Below are 16,809 nucleotides of genomic sequence, written 5' to 3'. Positions count from 1 at the left end.
TGCCTCCCATGCAGAAAATTCCTGACCACATCGAACTCGGGGGCGGGCTGAACATCAGCCGCCTGGTCTGCGGGCTGTGGCAGGTGGCGGATCTCGAAAAAGACGGCGCCACGCTCGACCCCGAAAAGGCGGCCGATGCGCTCGAAGCCTATGCGAAAGCCGGCTTCGACACCTTCGACATGGCCGACCATTACGGCAGCGCCGAGATCATCACCGGGCGGCTGCTGGCCCGCTACGGCGGCGGCGAAACGCGCCCGCTCGCCTTCACCAAATGGTGCCCGGAGCCGGGGCCGATGACGGCAGAGATCGTGCGCAAGGGCGTGCAGGAGCGGCTCGACCGGCTCGGCGTCGACAAGGTGGACCTGCTCCAGTTCCACTGGTGGACTTTTGAGCATCCGGCCTGGCTCGACGCGCTGCACGAAATGGCGCGGCTGAAGGAGGAGGGGCTGATCGGCGCCATCGGCGTCACCAATTTCGACGCCGCGCATATGGCCGTGGCGCTGGCCGACGGCGTGCCGCTGGCCACCAATCAGGTGTCGTTCTCGCTGGTCGACCGCCGCGCCGCCGGCGCGCTTTCGGAGCTGTGCGCGCGCACGGGAACAAAACTGTTCGCCTATGGCACGCTGTGCGGCGGTTTCCTGTCCGACAAATGGCTGGGCAAGCCCGAGCCGACCGAGATTCCCGACTGGAGCCGCTCGAAATACAAGCGCTTCATCGACACCGCCGGCGGCTGGGCCCCGTTCCAGGGCATTTTGTCCGCCGCCGCCGAGATCGGCCGCAAGCATGGTGTCTCGATTTCCAACGTCGCGTCGCGCTGGGTGCTGGAGCACGAGGCGGTGGCGGCGACCATCATCGGCGCACGCATCAGCGAGAACGAGCACCGCGCCGACAACCTCAACGTCTTTTCCTTCGCGCTCGACGCCGAGGACAAGGCCCGGCTGGAAGAAGCTTTTGCAGGGACAAAACCGATCCCGGGCGATTGCGGCGATGAATACCGCCGGCCGCCCTATCTGACTGCCTCAGGCGATCTCAGCCACCATCTCGACGCCATCCCCTCGGTCTACAAGGCCGAGCAGGTAGCAGGCCGGCCCGACCGGCTGCGCGTCTCCTCCGGCAGCATCTGGGAGCCGATCGCCGGCTTCAGTCGCGCGGTGCGGGTGAAGGACGCGATCCGCGTTTCCGGCACCACCGCCACCCATGGCACCGACCGCTGCGTGGCGCCGGGCGATGCCGGCGCGCAGACCACCTACATCCTCGACAAGATCGCCGCCGCCATCACGGCACTCGGCGGCCGCATCGAGGACGTGACGCGCACCCGCATCTACATCCGCGACGCCGCCAAGTGGGAGCCGGTGTCGCGCGCGCATGGCCGCGTGTTCGGCGAGGTGCTGCCCGCCAATACGCTGATCGAGGCGGGTGATCTGATCGGCGACTACGAGGTGGAAATCGAGGCCGAAGCTATCGTCTGAGCCTCTTCATGGGCAAAGCGCCGGCTGACGAAGCGTGAGCCGGCGAGCCCGAAGCGCCATGGATGCTCGATGGCGCGGCTGATGCCGATGCGGCGCCCGGCCACGATGCCCACCTTGCCGTTGCGCGGCGACAGCGTGATCTCGGGTCCGTCGAGCGGCAGCCCGTCATGCGAGCGGTCGATGGCCAGCGCCTGGCAGAGTTTTCCGGGACCGGAGCAGAGTTGCTGCAAGTTCGACAGCCCGCGCCGCGCCTGCATCGTGTCGATGCCGGTGGTGGGCTCCAGTGCGCGGATCAGCACCGCGCTGCCTGGCAGACAAACGAAATTCAGGCACCAATGGATGCCGTAGGAGCGGTAGACATAGGCGTGGCCCGCCGGCCCGAACATGGCGGCGTTGCGCTCGGTCGGCCCGCGAAAGCTGTGCGAGGCAGGGTCGTCGCCGCGATAGGCCTCCGTCTCGACGACAATGCCGCCGACGCCATGGACGCGGATTTCGACGCCGATCAGGTCGGGCGCGACCGCAACGGCGTCCCGCTCGAAGAATTCTATATCCATATGCGTCTTCGGCTCCGGAAATGGGTCCGCTTGAGTTGCCGCCGAACTTATCAATACGGCTTCACGAGCGGCAACATCAGCGGGTTGGCGGCACAAACGGCCAGATGATCAAACTCACTGCAGATGCCAAGTCACTGGCCGCACCCGCGCTGGACGCGAATCGCGTTTTGTCGTTTCAAGCCCTCCCAGCCGTCAGGACGTCATCGTTCTGAGGCGGGCAATCAAAGCCACCAGGTCTTGCTGGTTGCGGGTGCTGGTCTTGCTGAAAATGGAACGAAGTTGCGTTCGCGCCGTCTCGTAGCCGATTGCCCGCTTCTCCGCAGCCCCGCGCAAGGACACGCCGTTCGCCAGGGTGGCGGCCAGCGCGGCTTCAGCCTTCGTCAGGCCCAGGACGTGAGCAAGATTTGCCGCGTCCGAAACTTTGGGTTGATCGAGGTCTTCGATCAGGCAAACCCCTGCGGAATGGGAGAATACATCCGGGAGGTTGCCTCCCAAGCGTTGGATGCGCAGCAGAATTGGCCGCGCATCGATCCGCTGTACCAAAATGGGCTTGGCGAGCTCGGGGTTTAGCCAAATGCTGGTCAGCACGGCGGCCATGCGCTTCTTTATCTGAACGGTTTCGGCGTGAACCCTTGATCGAAGCTCCCCACCCGAAACCTGCAGTTCACGACCAAGGAACGCAGATGCTGCGTCGTTCAAGGTTGTGACCTTCCCGAAGCGGTCGAAAAACACCGCCCCGATCTTTGCAACCTCGAATGCTTCCCGCATGCCTTCGATTCTGTGCGAGGCGGCATTGCGCATGATCGACGCCGACACCATCAGGCGATCGCGCACGGCACGGAAAATCTGTTCATCGTCGATGTCGAAGGGGTCTTCGTCTATCCGGCGGTGTAAGGCGAAGCAAATTGCATCACTGGGGTTGGAGATGCCGATGACACAGGTGCGCCCCAATCCGTATTTGGACTGGGCGCGATAGTATTCCTCGTCCTTGAATTCATCGCGCGTCGTGTAGTGCTGCTCGAGCACGGTGCCCTGTCGCTTGAGCAGCGGCAGGCCGCGCACGCGCCATTCTTTCGTATGCCACCCGCCGTCAAAATATCCTTCGATGGCGGGTTGGAGACTGTCGGTCATGACCAGCCCGCCAGGGAAGATGCCGCGCATGGACAGGATATTGACCCCGAAAGCCTCTGTTGCTTCGGCTACCTGCTCAAGGATGGCCGGCCATAGTGAATGATCAGCAGACGCCTCGATAGCCCGGTCGAGAGCGCTATCCAGCTTGGCTGTATTTACAAGCATCCCTGCAAGCCCCCAAAGCCGGATGCAGCTTCGCGCAGGCAGGGCAAGGCGTCAACCATGTTGCGTGGGTTCGCCTCGTGCAGTCGGGGCTCCTTGGAAATCAGTGAGACCGGTTGCCGCGCAACATGAAATCGAAGCGGGCGAATATTTAAATTGACGATCTTTATGGTGATCCCGACAGGAATCGAACCTGTGACCTACAGATTATGAATGCGCAGAAAAACCCATCTATTCTGCGGCTTTTGGCGTGTCATGCGCCATTTGTGCGCCATCTCTGAAAATGGACGCGGCGATTTTGTCCATCGTAGCTTTGTGGTCGTCGCTGGGAAACAGGTGTCCATAACGGTCCATCGTGATGGCCAGGGTGGAGTGGCCAGCGAACGTCTGGACCGTCTTCGGCGTGAGTCCGGCTTCGATCCACGTTGAGATGGCGAAGTGGCGAAGGGCGTGCCAACCAACTGACGAAAACTTGCGCTTCGCTTCGGCCTCCTTCTTGGCGGCCAATTTCAGGAGTGGCTTATATTTGCGCTTCATCATGTTGTCGTGGTTCGTAAAGGCACCCGTATTGTTCGGGAAGACGAGATCGTCGTCTTTCGTGTGCTTTGACCGTGTGCGCCATTCCTTCAACGCCGTAATGACCGCGGCACCAAGTGGCACGCTGCGCATGCCAGCGTCCGATTTCGTCACGTCAAGATTGCCGAATGCATCGACGCGCCGATCGACTTTTACGCTCCCCGATTCCAGATCAAGGTTGCCCCATGGCATGGCGTGCAGTTCGGATGCCCGGAGGCCGCTCGCCGCTGCGAACATGATTTTGATGCGGAAGTCCTGATCGGCGTATCTCAGAATGGCAGCCATCGCCTCCTTGGTCGGCGGAACGATCTTCTTAGGACCATCGTCTCGCTTGCCGATGACACGAACGCCGGCCGCCACGTTGACAGCAACCTTATCGCTGCTGACGGCGTAGCCGAGGGTTCGTGAAAGACTCCCGAGGATCTGGCGGGTTGTCGGTACGCTCACGCCGGCATCGCGCAGGCTGTCACGGAAATCGCCAACGCCGCGGGCCGTCAGTTGCGATAACTTGGTCGCACCGATTCCGCCGTCAAACTCGACGTTCTGGTCTTCGTTGGGCGATACGTAGTTCCGAAGGTGAGCCTTGGTGGTCTTCAGGTAGAGCTGCGTGACCTTTTCACCGCGCTTGTTGCGACCCTCGAGATACTTGACGTAATCGCCGACCGCGTCGTCGACCGTTGTATTGGCGGCGTCGGCCCGAAAAGTCCCCTTGCTGACCTGGCCCTCGACCTCGACACGCCTGGCATCCGCTTCGCGCTTCTTGGTGAATTGCTCCTTATGCCGATTGCCGCCAGCATCCGTGTAAGCCAGCACCCACGCCTCACGTGTTTCGCCCTTTGACGTCTTCCACTTGCGTTTGATGACGGTAGCCATGCGACCTCCAGATTGCGTGGATCATGGCTAGCATGGCGCATAAAAACTGGCAAACGCAGGTAATGAAAGAAAACGCTTGCAAACAAAACCGAGTCAAACACAGATGAACTTCGCGACTTAGTGGTGGGTCGCGATTCTGCCGGGGTGGTGCCTGGCTGTAGCTGCGGGTTACCCCGCCGGAAGGTTCCCGAGAAAGAACCGGCGCTTCGGCGTCAATCAACCCCAACCCGGCACGGCCGGCTTCTCATTCGAAAATCAACCTATTCGAACTGCGGTCGGACTCTGTCCGGCGCCAGAGGAGTGCCACATGCAATCAGACAATGACAATTCCGGCGATCTGCTTATGGGCGCCGACACAATCGCAAAGTTCCTTGGTATCTCGCGACGCCAGACTTATCGGCTCGTCTATGACGGGCTTATTCCATCGTTCAAACTTGGCGGCACCGTGTCCGCTCGTCGATCGTCTCTGACGAAGTGGCTGGCCGAGCAGGAGGCGAGGGCAGCGGCGTGAGCGAGATAGAGACAGTTCCCCAGCCGGATCCCGGAGAAGGTGCTTATCAGGCTAGCCGGATAAAACGTTCCCGCCTGCGGTCACGGCGGGAAACCAACCCCATACGAACGGAGAGGTAGACCCTTGCAAGTTCTCAACGTCCGGCCGGAGCCTTCCGGTCGGGGGAATACTGTTGCGCGCTTCGACGTCCAGATGGACGGCATGCGCCTTTTCAATCTCGCGCTGAAGCAGACGGCCAATGGCTATCGCGTTTTCGCGCCTTCCGCGTTCGGTGGCGCCGTCGCCACCTTCACCCGCGAAACTGCCACTGCCTTGGTAGAGGCTGCACTTGGAGAGATGCACCAGAATGACCAGCGCGCAGCCTAGAGCAACACCGGCCCCAGACAGCCGCGAGTCCTTGGTCTTCGGTATCTACGACCGACTGCGCGACCACGATCATTGCGCCGTAGACGTGGTGCTTGTGCCGACTATGGCTGATGGCGAGCCAGATTGGGCAAAAGCGGACCCTGCCAATGTCGAGGCTCTCCCTGCCGATGAGTGGCCGGAAGATGAGCGTGTGGCTAGCCGTGCTGCGGTCCTGGTTGACCATGTCGACGGTTGCTGGACTGATTCCTCGTTCGTCATTCGACTGAACGGCGACACACCGGAATTGATCCAGATTCACGGACGGGAAGAAGACCGCCCAGTTGCCGAGCAGATCATCGCGCGTGACATCGGTGCCGAGCCGCCGGTTTCCGTGGCCAGCAAGCTGCAGGAATCTCTGGCCAAGCTGACCGAAAAGTTCGCTCGCGAGCGCGAGGCCGCGAACGATAACACGCCTCCCGCCGGTGCCGTATTAGAAGTCGTGGACCCTGCCGATTTGGCCGACAAGCCTGTCCCGCCGCGCCAGTGGTACGTGGAAGGAATGATCCCGGCGCGGAACGTGACGCTTCTGTCCGGCGACGGTGGTACCGGCAAGTCGCTGCTGGCGCTTCAGTTCGCCGTGGCTGGCGCTCTTGGGATCGGTACGCTCGGCCTGAATCCGGCGCATGGCCGCACATTAGTACTGGCCGCAGAAGAAGAACTAGACGAGTTGCACCGCCGCCTCTCCGACATCTGCCACGCGCATGGTACTGGCATGGCCGGTTTGCGGAACATGATGCGGGTGATCCCAGCCGCGGGCCGTGACGTCGAGCTTGTGCGTGCTGATCCACGCAGCAAGGCCGTCCACCCTACGAAGGTTATGGAGGCCTTGATTGACCAGATCGTCACCTTCCAGCCGTCTATGGTCGTACTGGATACCAGTGCCGACCTTTTTGGCGGGGACGAAATCAATCGAAGCCAGGTTCGACAATTCGTTTCCATGTTGCGCGGCATCGCGCTGAAATTGGATGTGGCGGTGCTGCTGCTTTCGCATCCGTCTGTTGCCGGGATGCAGACCGGCACAGGACTGTCCGGCTCGACGGCGTGGAACAACTCTGTTCGCAGCCGGCTCTACCTTACCGCCGACAAGGACGACGAAGACGCGCGGCTGCTCAAAGGGATGAAGTCGAACTATGGCCGCAAGGGCGACGAGCTAAAGCTGCGCTGGCAGGACGGCGCTTTCGTCTTGGATGACGGCAAGCCGACCGCAGCGGCTGGCCTCCTGAACAGGAGGGCCGACGAGAAGTTCCGCGAACTGCTTTCCGCCATCAACAGGACAGGACAGCGCGTCGCCCCCACAAAGGGCGTGAACTATGCCCCGTCGATAATGGCGATGCGCCCGGATACGGACGGCCAGGACAAGAAGGCGCTGGAGGGCGCGATGCATCGGCTTCTTGCCGGTGGGCTTATCAAGGTAGTGCTCGACGGCCCGCGCTCCAAACAGCGGCAAAGGCTGATCGTTACAGCGGAAGATTTCGGGCCTGATAGAGAGTCGGAACAGGAGGCGGCATAGATGTTCCAGCATCCCTTCCACCCCTGTTCCACCCCATTCCACCCCCCTGTTCTTCCACCCCCCTATAACCCCCCGGTGGGGTGGAACACCCACCCCCGGCTGGAACCGGGGTGGAATTCCACCACCAGCAACGACGAAGCAGCTTGAGCCAGCTCGGAGGGAAACGAGCCATACAGCCGGTCTACCAACCCGGTGAACACCACGGGAGAGGAACAGAGCAACAATGAAAGCAGCTTCTTACGCTTCGGCGGACGGGCGCCTGATGATCGAGGTGGCTCCGCATTGCTTCGTGAATGAGGTAAGCGCGATCGTCCTTAGCATCATTAGTGGCCGCAAACCACAAGTCCAGCAACCCAGACAATTGTCCGGAATGGAAGTGCAGGAGCATTGTTCCCGCTTGAAGGGCGACCACCCGTATCGCACCACGACAAGGTTCCAGCGTCACACCGACGGAGCGCTTATGCGGGACGCAGAAGGCTATCTGGTTCCACTGGTCATGACAGATGAGCCGGCATTCAAAATCATCCGCACACCGGCAGAACGAGCGGCAGGACGCCAGCGCGCGGCACTGAAAGCAAGAGAGGAGCGAAAGGCAATGGCGAAGCAGACAAGGCGCATCAACAAGCGCCAATCGATCGGCGATCCAGATTGCAGACCGAGCGAGAATGAGGACTTCCCGCTCTTGGCTGTTCTACGGCGCGACCGGCGCGACGATTTTATTGTGGCAGCTCTGGCCTATCGTCAGTTGGTGGCACTCTGTGAATCCGAACCGTTGAAGGGGCAGTCCTACGATGCTGCCAATGGCATGGAGGTCGAGCGTCGAAGTGTTCTCCGGGATGGCGTGAAAGAAGTCGACGCGGCCGCGGCTGAGGGCTTCAAGGATGGTGTCGTTCCAGGCGGTGAGATTGAGTACCGGAGCGAGATCAAGCGGAGCAAGGGGGCTTACAATCTCCCGGCACGGCGCATTTTGGCTGCCGTGGCGGCAAACGATGGCGACCCGATCATCGGGCGCACGCGCAGCCTTCATACCAAACTCACCGTGGACACGCTGGCCGATTATATCGACAAGAAACCAGTGCTGGCCAAGATCAGGACGGCGCTTGGCGGATTGCGGGATCCGCTGGAAGATGCCGTACTTGGTGGTAGGACGATGCAGCGGATTGGCGAGGACGAAGGCTTTACCGGTTCGGCGGCGCCATCAGTCGGAAAAGGCCTTGTTTATCGTGGGCTCGTCATCTTGGACGGTTTCCTTGGGGCGAAAAAATACAAGCCTGCAAACGATAACTATTTGATTGAACGAAGAAAAATCGCCTGATTTGGAGTAATTCAGTTCCAAATCTGTAAGGGTGGGCAGGGCAGCTTCGGCTGCCCTTTTCTATTTCGCGCAGCAGTTCCGCTCTGTTCAGCTGCGGAGCCGGTCGCTGCCCCTCACAGCACCGGCCCACTTTATGAACCCCAGGAAGTCCTCTGTCCCCTAGCTGGATATGACCCTGGGGTAATTCATCCCGGCGCCCCTGGTGTCGCCGGTTGATCCTGACCCCACGCTGTGCGTTCTCCTCTCCGCAGCAGCGTGGGGTCACGCGTTTTTTAACCCTTCAATTTCCAACTCTCAAAGAAAGGAGTTCGCTATGCGGCTGTTTCATGCCGTTGGCATGCTTGCGCGCCGACTGGATGTTCGGCCCAGTCGTGTCAAACATATCGCGTCACGCCTGCAGGATTCGGGCCACGTCTCCCGCGTCGAGGGCTCTCGGCGGTTTCCCACGGAGATAGGCGAACCTGAATTTGTTTCGCTGTTCCTTGCCGTGATCGGCGAGGCTGGCATCGGCACCGCGACCAGCACTGCCGAGACGTTCGGCTCACTCACCAATGATGCGGGCCAGCGCCTGGATCGCGCTCTCACAAACTTGGTGTATGGGCCGTCGCGCTCAATCCAGCATCTCATCGCACGGCAACACCCACCGGGCGTCTCACTCATCGTCGACGGCCAGCACATGGTTTTCGGCGCTGACGCCAGCGACGCGGCCACCACGGCGCGCATCGTCCCCGGCACAACCCTGGCAGCCATTGCCGCTGAGGCGCAGGGCGCAACCCCTGAAGATGCGGATGCCATGGCGGCTATCTCGAAACTTAGGATCTAACCTTGAATGACATTTCTGAATTGATCGACGCCGCAGCGCGTGCCGCAGTGGAACATAACGGCACCATCGCCGACGGCGAGTTGGCTGCGGTTCTCCAGCACGGATCTGATGCCCGTCTGCACGTTTGGGACCGACACTACGCGAATGCCGACGAACGCCGCCGCCTCGACCAAAAACTCGCGACGTCATCGCCAGAGTTCCAGTCTGCGGTTGCGGCTGTCGAGCGCGTGCTGGCCGAAGAACTGGCCGACGACAATGTACGCCGCGCTCGCGTGCGTGCGGAAAACCCCGGACTTTTTAAGGAATATTGAGAATGACCAATCTCGCATCCATGATTTCCGAACTCGGCGACAAATTCACCAACACCACTGGCGATCTCGCCTCTCGCCTTTCCGAACTGGAGAAGCGCGCAGCGCGCGAACCATCTGGCGACTACATCGCCGTGAATGATGACAACCCACTGGCCGCCGCGATGCTGGATTCGAAGGAAGTCCAGAACCTCACCAGCACTTTCCGCGGCAAGGCCATCGTGAAGATGACGGGTGAAAACGCCGCGATCACTTCGGCGCCATCGACTGTTGGCAGCAACACTTCGCCAGGCACATCGCTCGTGCCGGCGCATCGCGTTCCGGGGATCATTACACCTTATGAGCGCGAGCTTCGTGTCCGCGACGTTATCGGCTCCGCCCGAACTACGTCGAACAACGTTGAGTATCCCCGCGAGACCGGCTTCGACAATAAGGCCGCACCGGTTGCCGAAGGGAATAAGAAGCCGCAATCGGACATCACCTTCGACCTGGACAGTGCGCCTGTGCGGACTATCGCGCACACCTTCAAAATCAGCCGCCAGATGCTGGATGATGTGCCCGCACTCGCTGCCTATGTCGGGCGCCGTGGCACTTATGGGCTGAAGTTCGTTGAAGACCAGCAGCTCCTTTTTGGTGACGGTACTGGTCAGAACATCCACGGTCTCGTGCCGCGGGCTACTGCATTCAACCCGCAGTTCACCTCGCCTAACGAGACTTCCATTGATCGAATTCTTCAGGCGATCAGCCAGGCAGAAGACGCCGACGTTCCGGTCAACGCCGTGGTGTTGAGTAAACGCGATTGGCGCAAACTCACTGGCACCAAAGACCTTGGCGGAAATTACATTAGCGATCAGGCACCCTTCGGCCTTGTCGATCCGCGTGTTTGGAGCCTGCCGATTGTTGCGACGAACGCCATGCCTGTCGGCGAGTTCTTGACCGGTGCCTTTGGCGATGGCGCGCAGATTTTCGACAGGCTCGATGTGGAAGTTCTGATCTCCACCGAAAACGAGGACGATTTCATTCGCAACCTCGCGACGGTTCGTATCGAGGAGCGGCTAGCCCTTGCGGTCTATCGCCCAAATGCATTCGTGGCTGGCGACCTCGAGCCCACCACGCCCTGATACCCGACGAATAAGGCGGCAACTCCTCGGCGCTAAGCGCGCGCCGCAAGCGTCATGGTTGCCGCCACCGATCGGTCATAGCCATGACGCAGCGCACATCGCTGGCCGGGCAGTCCTAGCTGCTACCCGCGGTTCCCGACCTGACCACTTGCCGGCGTCCCTAGTGGACGTCGGCCTTTTCTTTTCCCCAGACAGAAAGACAGAACAACATGCCAATTGGCGAAATTACAAAATGGAATTCGGATCGCGGCTTCGGCTTCTTGAGTGATGACGACCGCCCATCCGATATGCGGGGGACTTTCGTTCATATCACCGCATTGAACGGAAGAATGCCTCACATCGGTGAGACCTTTGAATATGAGGTCATCCCGACAGGCGATGGCCGCACGATGGCAGCGAATCTCCGGCACATGACTGCTGCACGTGAGGAGGTGGACCGAGTTTTCGGGACCGCCTGACGGGAGGGGCGCATCCGAACTCGGGGACGCAGGCACTGCCTACCGCCGCCCCCTTCGACTCTTTGCGCTAATACAGTTTTTCCCTTCACGTACGCGCCCGCGTGCGCAACGCGCGCGAGGGGGTGTCTCGAAGTCTGAAAATTTTCATTTTCGGAGACCAGCCGCCCCCCAACGCGCACGCATCCGCATTTCAGAATATGACCCCCCACTCGCCCGCTTACCGCGGGCTTTTTCATTTCCGGAGAAATCATGGACAATTTCACCATCGCCTCGCAGGCGGCGAACGTCACTGCGCACGGCCTGGTAGCCAAGGAACTGGACCCAGTCGTGGTCGCCGACGCGATGCTCACCGCGGCCATGGCAGTTTGGGTTGCCGCAACCGGCCGGCACGCAGCGGCTCGAGAATTCTTGAAAGTCTGGGTTGAGACGAGAGATGCGGAGGTAGCTGCCAATGCTGGTTGATGGCATCAAGGCACGTTTCAATGGGCGGGACATGGTGGTGAAAATTCACCGCGAGGACTTGCCGTTCTTCGAATATCGAAACGAATCGGCCTTCGTTATTTATAAACGGATAGCCGCCGGAGAGTGGACGACTAGCGACATCGCAAAGGTGCTGCGCTTCGCGCTTTCTCCGCGTCCTGATCGGTCGAAGCCAGTCGATGCGTACGCCGCGTGGGAAAGCTTGAGGGCTAATCTACATCGGATTGGCGCAGTGCCCGCGCCGCCGCCAGACCCGATTTACGCCGCGCTCACCTCGCGCCCTATCGCGCAATACGCCGCGCTGGCGCAGCTAGTTCTCGGTGCCGCGCTCTTTGGCATCGAGGAGGCTGACGCGACCTTCACGGACGAGCCAGATGGCGAAGAATAACGGTCTTCGCGATCTTCAGAGGCGGTTGGGGAAAATCCCCGCCGCCATCAAACGGGTGGCCGAAGCGACTCTCGACCAAGGTGCCGAAGAGATCGTTCAAATCCAGAAGAGACTTGCGCCACACGAGGACGGCACGCTTCAGGATTCCATCCGATGGAAGCGCGATGGCGAGCTTCGCAGGCTGATTACAGCAGGTGGGCCAACGACCACGAAGAAGGTTCGCAACTCCGAAAAGGGCAATGCACCTGAGTATGATTATGCACTCGCGGTGGAGTTTGGAACACAGAAAATGGCCCCGCAGCCGTTCTTCTGGCCGGGTTATCGTGTTGCGAAAAAGCGCGCGGTAAACAGGGTCAAGCGAGCTACCGCTAAGGCCATAAAGGACACTTTCAATGGTAAGTGATGCAAACCTCGCGGTAGGTTTTGAACTTCGCGTGCGCGATGTCGAGCGCCAGATTGCGCGGGTTAACAAGAGTTTAGCGAACGGCATGCGCCAAGCCGAGAACCGAGCGGCGAAAGCCAGCACAAGTGTTTCTCGATCCCTTTCATTCATGGGCAAAGAGGTGGAAGGCCACCTTGCCGGTATGGGTGCCCGCCTTGGCCCATTGGGATCTGGCATCTCTGCTCTAGGTACTGCCGGCACGGTTGCGGCCGCGGGAATCGGTGCGCTCGTTCTTGGCCTTACGGCTGGCATGTCATCAGCGGCGCAGGCGGAAACGATCTTCCGGCGCCTGGATGCGGTGTTGAAGCTTGCTGGCAATGCGGCGGGCATGACAGCCGGCCAGATCGACGGTTTTGCCAAGGATCTGGAGCGCGCCACCGGTATTGCCGCCACCGAGATTAACGCCGCTGCTGCGGCGTTGGCGACCTACACGAATATTTCTGGCGAGCGGTTCAAGGGCATCATCAAGCTTTCCACGGACATGGTGGCGGTTTACGGCGGCAACCTTAGAGAATGGTCCGACAAGATAGCGCGCGCCATTGATGATCCGATCCAGGGTTTTGCCGCCCTCAAGCGTGCCGGCTTCCAATTGACCGATGCGCAGCTCGAAACCGTCGAGGCGATGCGCAAGGTTGGCGACGTGGCCGGTTACCAAACCGAAATGGTCAAAATCCTTTCGGATAGCCTTGGCGGTGCTGCTGGTGCGCAAAATCAGGGAATGGCCGGTGCCGCGATCAGGGCGAAAAATGCTGTCGGTGCCTTCCTCGAGGAGATGGCACGCTGGTCCCTGATACGCGGCCCGGTCGAAGGCACGCTGAATGCCATCGCGAGTGGCCTGGACGGGCTTGCCGCGAAGGCGGAACGAATGCGCAACCTTGAGGTGGATGTTGGTTTTAACGTCGTCACCAAGAACAGGGAGTTGTTTGATTTTGAGGATCGCCTGCAAAAAATGCAGGATGCTAACGTCCGCCAGCCCGGAACGTTCGCCCCGGAACAGCTTGACGCAGTGCGCCAGCAGAAGGAGAGGTTGGAGCGGGAAATTGACGACCTGATTCAGCGCGGCCATAAGGAAGTTGCCGAGTTGACTAAGGTCGAGACGGGCGAGCGCGTGGCCCAGTGGGGCGCCGCGACTGACCTCATCAAGGACAACGCCACCGCCGCCGAAGAGGCCGGAAAAATCTACCTCACCACCCGAGAAAAGCTTGCTGCACTCGGTCAGGGCTATGACGACACAAAGACCAAGATCGCGCAGGCTCGGGATCTGTGGAAGGAAAGCGGCGCTGGGCTTGCGGCGATGACAGCCGAAGAAAAGGCCGCATATGACGCGCGCGGTAAGGCAATCGATGAGTGGGCTGCGGCTGAACTCAACGCGTTCCAGCGGCACCAGGCTGCCCTGCAGAAGCAGATCGAGAGCGAAGCTAAACGGGGTGCATCGGCGCGTGCCACGCGCGATGAGGTCAGATCGCTGATATCCGATCTTGAGCACGAGCTTTCGATTATCGGCCAGTCCAGCACCGCGCAGCGCATTTCGAATGAGCTTCGACGCCTGGGCGCCAAGGCCACGCAGGATCAGAAGGACCAGATTGCGGGCCTGATCACCAAAATCGACGCGCAGAAGGAATCCCAGGAAGCAGCCAACAAGGCTCAAAAGGATTTCAACGATGGGATGCAGCAGCTGGAATCGGATGCCGTTGATGCGCTGGGGCAGGTAATCGCGGGCACCGAGAACGCGGCCGATGCGTTCAAGCGTCTCGCCATCGAAATCGTGAAGTCGGCCATCACCGGCAAGGGGGCTTATGCCGACTTCTTCGCCGCGCTCACCAAGGGCAGCGGCGGGGGGCTTAGTGGCATTCTGGGGTCACTCTTCGGTGGAGGCGGTTCTCCGAACTTCGCGGCGCTTTCCGCGAGCGGCAAGTATCTGTTCGACGAGGGCGGCTATACTGGCCCCGGTGGCGTCAAGCAGCCGGCCGGCGTCGTCCACAAGGGCGAAGTCGTTTTCAGCCAGAAGGACGTGGCTCGCCACGGCGGTGTTGCCGCTGTCGAGGCGATACGACGAGGGATGGCTGGCTATGCCGCCGGCGGCCCGGTTGGCTTGCCAACAATGCCAACAATGCCGCAAATCCGGATGCCGACAATGCCGAAACTTGATTCCGTGCGCGCTGCCAATCAGCAGCCAATCGTCGTCAACTTCAGCCCCAACATCGATGCCCGCGGCGCGTCCGTCGAAGCAGTGGCGCGGCTCGAGCAGGTTATGGCCAGGCAAAAGCGCGACTTTGAGGCGAACGTGATTAACACGATCCGCAGCGCGAACAGACGTGGCGTGAAGTACTAATTGACGGCAAGGCGGGTGAGCGGATGCTTAGCCGCCCGCCTTCAGTTCGTCGTCAATCTGTCGGATCTCCGTAACCACGTCCCGCATGGATGGATGATTGTTCAAGTCGGTCGGGTTTTCAAACCCACTGCCAGGATTCGTTATGACCGCTCCAGACACATTCACCGTTAGCGGCTTGTTGCCGTACATCTGATAGGTAAGTCGGTAATTGGGAACCGTATTGAAGCGCGACCCGAGCGCGAACTGAGCCGCAAAATCATTACTTGCTGGCTTGTCCATGACGATCAGGTGCGGGGTTTGCTGCTTTATAATGTACCGCGGCCAATGCGCCGCTGCAGGAGCTTTTCCGTGAACTGTTCAGCCGTCCCCGCAACTTGAACTGTCCTAGATAGTGGCGGTTCATTGCTGGCTGTTTGACAGCCAGCGAGAAGCAGCGCGGCAAGCGCGCCGATAGCCAATTTTGATTTCATGTCCCCTCCCAATCATCGCCGCGATAGTAGCCCTGGGCGGCAGGACGTCAACTTTCCCCCGTTCTCCACATTCACACAGGAATTTTGCTGGACCGACTTGGCTTTCGGTTGCGTGTTGAAGATAGTCACCTGACTGCGTCGGGGGACTATATATGCCATATCTTCACAACTACAGGCTGTTTATTAGCCATGCGTGGCGATACAGTGAAGGGTACATTCGCGCTGTACGCTTTCTCAATGATGCCAATCACTTCAGTTGGACGAATTATTCAGTACCGGAGTCGAAGGCCTTTCAGGGCCTCACCGGGCCGCAGCTTGGCGAGCAACTGAAAGCACAAATTCGACCTGTTCAGTGCGTCGTTATTCTTGCTGGAATGTACGTCAGCCACAGTGGCTGGATTCAATATGAGATAGACTTCGCCAAATCGCTCGGCAAGCCAATCTTGGGCATAGTCCCATGGGGCGCCGAACGCACGCCTAAAGCAGTTCAAGACGCCGCGACGCTGATGGTCAACTGGAATTCTAGCTCGATCGTAAGCGGAATCCGGACGGTTACACCGTGAGCGCTTCGCAACCACTAGTCTACCCAGGGCTTTATGACACGGCGAGTAAGTTGTCTGCGAATTCGCAGTATTGGTATTTTCTTCTCGTGTGCGTTGAGTATTGTCTTTTATTTCTAGCATCTGTTCTTTCGTTGAACGTTTCGTATGATGGAAACTACCACGTTGCCACCGCGCTTGTTTTAATTCTATCACTTGGTGTCTTGATTTCTCGATTTTGGCTAAAGCCAGAACGCGATTGGTATCGCGGGAGAGCTCTTGCGGAATCCATAAAAACGACCTGCTGGAAATACTGCATGCGGGCCGAGCCGTTCGGTGACGCACCAAATGTGCATGTCCCTCGGGCAGAATTCCGCGCATTTCTGAGAAGCATATTGGATGCGAGTCGGCACATCGGAGACCATTTGCCGTCTGACGGCGCTGCTAGTGACCAGATAACGCCCAGCATGGAGTCGCTGCGTGCGCTGGATCTTGATGAGCGGAAGGCGTTCTACGACGCGAACCGAATCCGTGAGCAGCGGGGGTGGTACGCAAAAAAGGCAGGTATAAATAAGAGGGCTAGTAAAAGGTGGGTATGCTACGGAGTGGTGGCATACCTCACTGCAATTGTTTTGACCTTGCTGAGGATCGCCAACCCAAGTTGGGATTTTTGGCCCATAGACCCGATCATTGTTATCGCATCTTCGATGCTTGGTTGGACGCAAATCAAGAAGTTCAACGAGCTATCAGCGTCCTACACCCTTACTGCTCACGAGATAGGAATTATTCAAGGAAAGATTGAAGAAGTGAAAGATGAGAAGCAGTTTTCATCTTTCGTTAACGAAGCAGAGCAGGCATTCTCTCGCGAACATACGCAATGGGTGGCGCGCCAGTCGCATCAGTAGAAGCCTGGGCGCTTCCATCCATTTTTCAGCCGACGCC

The 16,809-nt window shown here is 59.6% G+C and carries 18 protein-coding genes; 14 read left to right on the top strand and 4 right to left on the bottom strand.

Annotated features, from left to right (window positions below; genetic code table 11):
• The first annotated feature begins 8 nt into the window (after positions 1 to 8).
• Entirely contained in the window at positions 9 to 1,469 is a 1,461-nt protein-coding gene (locus C7441_RS07305; protein ID WP_109612302.1) for an aldo/keto reductase, read from the top strand.
• On the opposite strand, the gene C7441_RS07300 is transcribed toward C7441_RS07305, so the two are convergent.
• The 3 genes from C7441_RS07300 to C7441_RS07285 form a co-directional block, all read right to left on the bottom strand.
• Positions 1,433 to 2,023 (bottom strand): DNA-3-methyladenine glycosylase, encoded by a 591-nt coding sequence (locus tag C7441_RS07300; RefSeq protein WP_109612301.1) that lies wholly within the window; start codon positions 2,021 to 2,023, stop codon positions 1,433 to 1,435. The genes C7441_RS07305 and C7441_RS07300 overlap by 37 nt on opposite strands.
• Positions 2,024 to 2,215: 192 nt before the next feature.
• A complete protein-coding gene (locus C7441_RS07295; RefSeq protein WP_146201436.1) occupies positions 2,216 to 3,319 on the bottom strand; it encodes a helix-turn-helix transcriptional regulator in 1,104 nt (367 codons plus the stop codon).
• Between the two features lie 228 nt (positions 3,320 to 3,547).
• Entirely contained in the window at positions 3,548 to 4,765 is a 1,218-nt protein-coding gene (locus tag C7441_RS07285) for a tyrosine-type recombinase/integrase (protein ID WP_109612299.1), read from the bottom strand.
• A 307-nt stretch (positions 4,766 to 5,072) separates the two neighbouring features.
• On the opposite strand from C7441_RS07285, the gene C7441_RS07280 reads away from it, so the two are divergent.
• The 11 genes from C7441_RS07280 to C7441_RS07230 all read left to right on the top strand — a co-directional run bounded on the left by C7441_RS07280 (position 5,073) and on the right by C7441_RS07230 (position 14,858).
• The gene (locus tag C7441_RS07280) at positions 5,073 to 5,276 is read left to right on the top strand and encodes a helix-turn-helix transcriptional regulator (RefSeq protein WP_109612298.1); all 204 of its coding nucleotides are present in this window, start codon (positions 5,073 to 5,075) and stop codon (positions 5,274 to 5,276) included.
• Between the two features lie 123 nt (positions 5,277 to 5,399).
• Positions 5,400 to 5,642, top strand: a complete 243-nt coding sequence (locus C7441_RS23730) for a hypothetical protein (protein WP_146201435.1) — start codon at positions 5,400 to 5,402, stop codon at positions 5,640 to 5,642.
• Entirely contained in the window at positions 5,623 to 7,191 is a 1,569-nt protein-coding gene (locus tag C7441_RS07275) for an AAA family ATPase (protein ID WP_109612297.1), read from the top strand. Before C7441_RS23730 ends, C7441_RS07275 begins: the two co-directional genes overlap by 20 nt.
• Positions 7,192 to 7,414: 223 nt before the next feature.
• Positions 7,415 to 8,506, top strand: a complete 1,092-nt coding sequence (locus tag C7441_RS07270) for a hypothetical protein (RefSeq protein ID WP_146201434.1) — start codon at positions 7,415 to 7,417, stop codon at positions 8,504 to 8,506.
• A 313-nt stretch (positions 8,507 to 8,819) separates the two neighbouring features.
• Positions 8,820 to 9,329: a hypothetical protein gene (locus C7441_RS07265; protein WP_109612295.1), complete on the top strand. Its 510-nt coding sequence runs from the start codon at positions 8,820 to 8,822 to the stop codon at positions 9,327 to 9,329.
• A gap of 2 nt (positions 9,330 to 9,331) precedes the next feature.
• A complete protein-coding gene (locus C7441_RS07260) occupies positions 9,332 to 9,640 on the top strand; it encodes a hypothetical protein (RefSeq protein WP_109612294.1) in 309 nt (102 codons plus the stop codon).
• A gap of 2 nt (positions 9,641 to 9,642) precedes the next feature.
• Positions 9,643 to 10,758 (top strand): phage major capsid protein, encoded by a 1,116-nt coding sequence (locus C7441_RS07255; RefSeq protein WP_109612293.1) that lies wholly within the window; start codon positions 9,643 to 9,645, stop codon positions 10,756 to 10,758.
• Between the two features lie 707 nt (positions 10,759 to 11,465).
• Complete coding sequence (locus tag C7441_RS07245; protein ID WP_109612291.1) at positions 11,466 to 11,678, top strand: hypothetical protein; 213 nt, start codon at positions 11,466 to 11,468, stop codon at positions 11,676 to 11,678.
• Positions 11,668 to 12,084, top strand: coding sequence for a hypothetical protein (locus C7441_RS07240; RefSeq protein WP_109612290.1), 417 nt, complete (start codon positions 11,668 to 11,670; stop codon positions 12,082 to 12,084). The genes C7441_RS07245 and C7441_RS07240 overlap by 11 nt, the downstream gene beginning before the upstream one ends.
• Complete coding sequence (locus C7441_RS07235; RefSeq protein WP_109612289.1) at positions 12,071 to 12,487, top strand: HK97-gp10 family putative phage morphogenesis protein; 417 nt, start codon at positions 12,071 to 12,073, stop codon at positions 12,485 to 12,487. Before C7441_RS07240 ends, C7441_RS07235 begins: the two co-directional genes overlap by 14 nt.
• Positions 12,477 to 14,858: a phage tail length tape measure family protein gene (locus C7441_RS07230; protein ID WP_109612288.1), complete on the top strand. Its 2,382-nt coding sequence runs from the start codon at positions 12,477 to 12,479 to the stop codon at positions 14,856 to 14,858. Before C7441_RS07235 ends, C7441_RS07230 begins: the two co-directional genes overlap by 11 nt.
• A gap of 27 nt (positions 14,859 to 14,885) precedes the next feature.
• On the opposite strand, the gene C7441_RS07225 is transcribed toward C7441_RS07230, so the two are convergent.
• Entirely contained in the window at positions 14,886 to 15,137 is a 252-nt protein-coding gene (locus C7441_RS07225) for a hypothetical protein (RefSeq protein WP_109612287.1), read from the bottom strand.
• A 343-nt stretch (positions 15,138 to 15,480) separates the two neighbouring features.
• Here C7441_RS07225 and C7441_RS07220 point away from each other — a divergent pair, with 343 nt between their 5' ends.
• A complete protein-coding gene (locus C7441_RS07220) occupies positions 15,481 to 15,891 on the top strand; it encodes a TIR domain-containing protein (RefSeq protein WP_109612286.1) in 411 nt (136 codons plus the stop codon).
• Positions 15,888 to 16,772: a DUF4231 domain-containing protein gene (locus C7441_RS07215; RefSeq protein ID WP_109612285.1), complete on the top strand. Its 885-nt coding sequence runs from the start codon at positions 15,888 to 15,890 to the stop codon at positions 16,770 to 16,772. Before C7441_RS07220 ends, C7441_RS07215 begins: the two co-directional genes overlap by 4 nt.
• The last annotated feature ends 37 nt before the right edge of the window (positions 16,773 to 16,809 follow it).

The sequence above is a fragment of the Pseudaminobacter salicylatoxidans genome, from assembly GCF_003148475.1.
GTDB classification, from domain to species: domain Bacteria; phylum Pseudomonadota; class Alphaproteobacteria; order Rhizobiales; family Rhizobiaceae; genus Pseudaminobacter; species Pseudaminobacter salicylatoxidans.
The sequence above is the reverse complement of the archived record's forward strand: the minus strand, read 5'-3'. Positions and strand labels throughout refer to the sequence as shown.

Excerpts from the sequence above, each read along its gene's own strand:
- C7441_RS07300 (WP_109612301.1), bottom strand. The coding sequence starts at position 2,023 with ATGGATATAGAATTCTTCGAGCGGGACGCCGTTGCGGTCGCGCCCGAC.
- C7441_RS07255 (WP_109612293.1), top strand. The coding sequence starts at position 9,643 with ATGACCAATCTCGCATCCATGATTTCCGAACTCGGCGACAAATTCACC.
- C7441_RS07295 (WP_146201436.1), bottom strand. The coding sequence starts at position 3,319 with ATGCTTGTAAATACAGCCAAGCTGGATAGCGCTCTCGACCGGGCTATC.
- C7441_RS07220 (WP_109612286.1), top strand. The coding sequence starts at position 15,481 with ATGCCATATCTTCACAACTACAGGCTGTTTATTAGCCATGCGTGGCGA.
- C7441_RS07305 (WP_109612302.1), top strand. The coding sequence starts at position 9 with ATGCAGAAAATTCCTGACCACATCGAACTCGGGGGCGGGCTGAACATC.
- C7441_RS07265 (WP_109612295.1), top strand. The coding sequence starts at position 8,820 with ATGCGGCTGTTTCATGCCGTTGGCATGCTTGCGCGCCGACTGGATGTT.
- C7441_RS07225 (WP_109612287.1), bottom strand. The coding sequence starts at position 15,137 with ATGGACAAGCCAGCAAGTAATGATTTTGCGGCTCAGTTCGCGCTCGGG.
- C7441_RS07275 (WP_109612297.1), top strand. The coding sequence starts at position 5,623 with ATGACCAGCGCGCAGCCTAGAGCAACACCGGCCCCAGACAGCCGCGAG.
- C7441_RS07240 (WP_109612290.1), top strand. The coding sequence starts at position 11,668 with ATGCTGGTTGATGGCATCAAGGCACGTTTCAATGGGCGGGACATGGTG.
- C7441_RS07235 (WP_109612289.1), top strand. The coding sequence starts at position 12,071 with ATGGCGAAGAATAACGGTCTTCGCGATCTTCAGAGGCGGTTGGGGAAA.
- C7441_RS07280 (WP_109612298.1), top strand. The coding sequence starts at position 5,073 with ATGCAATCAGACAATGACAATTCCGGCGATCTGCTTATGGGCGCCGAC.
- C7441_RS07285 (WP_109612299.1), bottom strand. The coding sequence starts at position 4,765 with ATGGCTACCGTCATCAAACGCAAGTGGAAGACGTCAAAGGGCGAAACA.
- C7441_RS07270 (WP_146201434.1), top strand. The coding sequence starts at position 7,415 with ATGAAAGCAGCTTCTTACGCTTCGGCGGACGGGCGCCTGATGATCGAG.
- C7441_RS07230 (WP_109612288.1), top strand. The coding sequence starts at position 12,477 with ATGGTAAGTGATGCAAACCTCGCGGTAGGTTTTGAACTTCGCGTGCGC.
- C7441_RS07245 (WP_109612291.1), top strand. The coding sequence starts at position 11,466 with ATGGACAATTTCACCATCGCCTCGCAGGCGGCGAACGTCACTGCGCAC.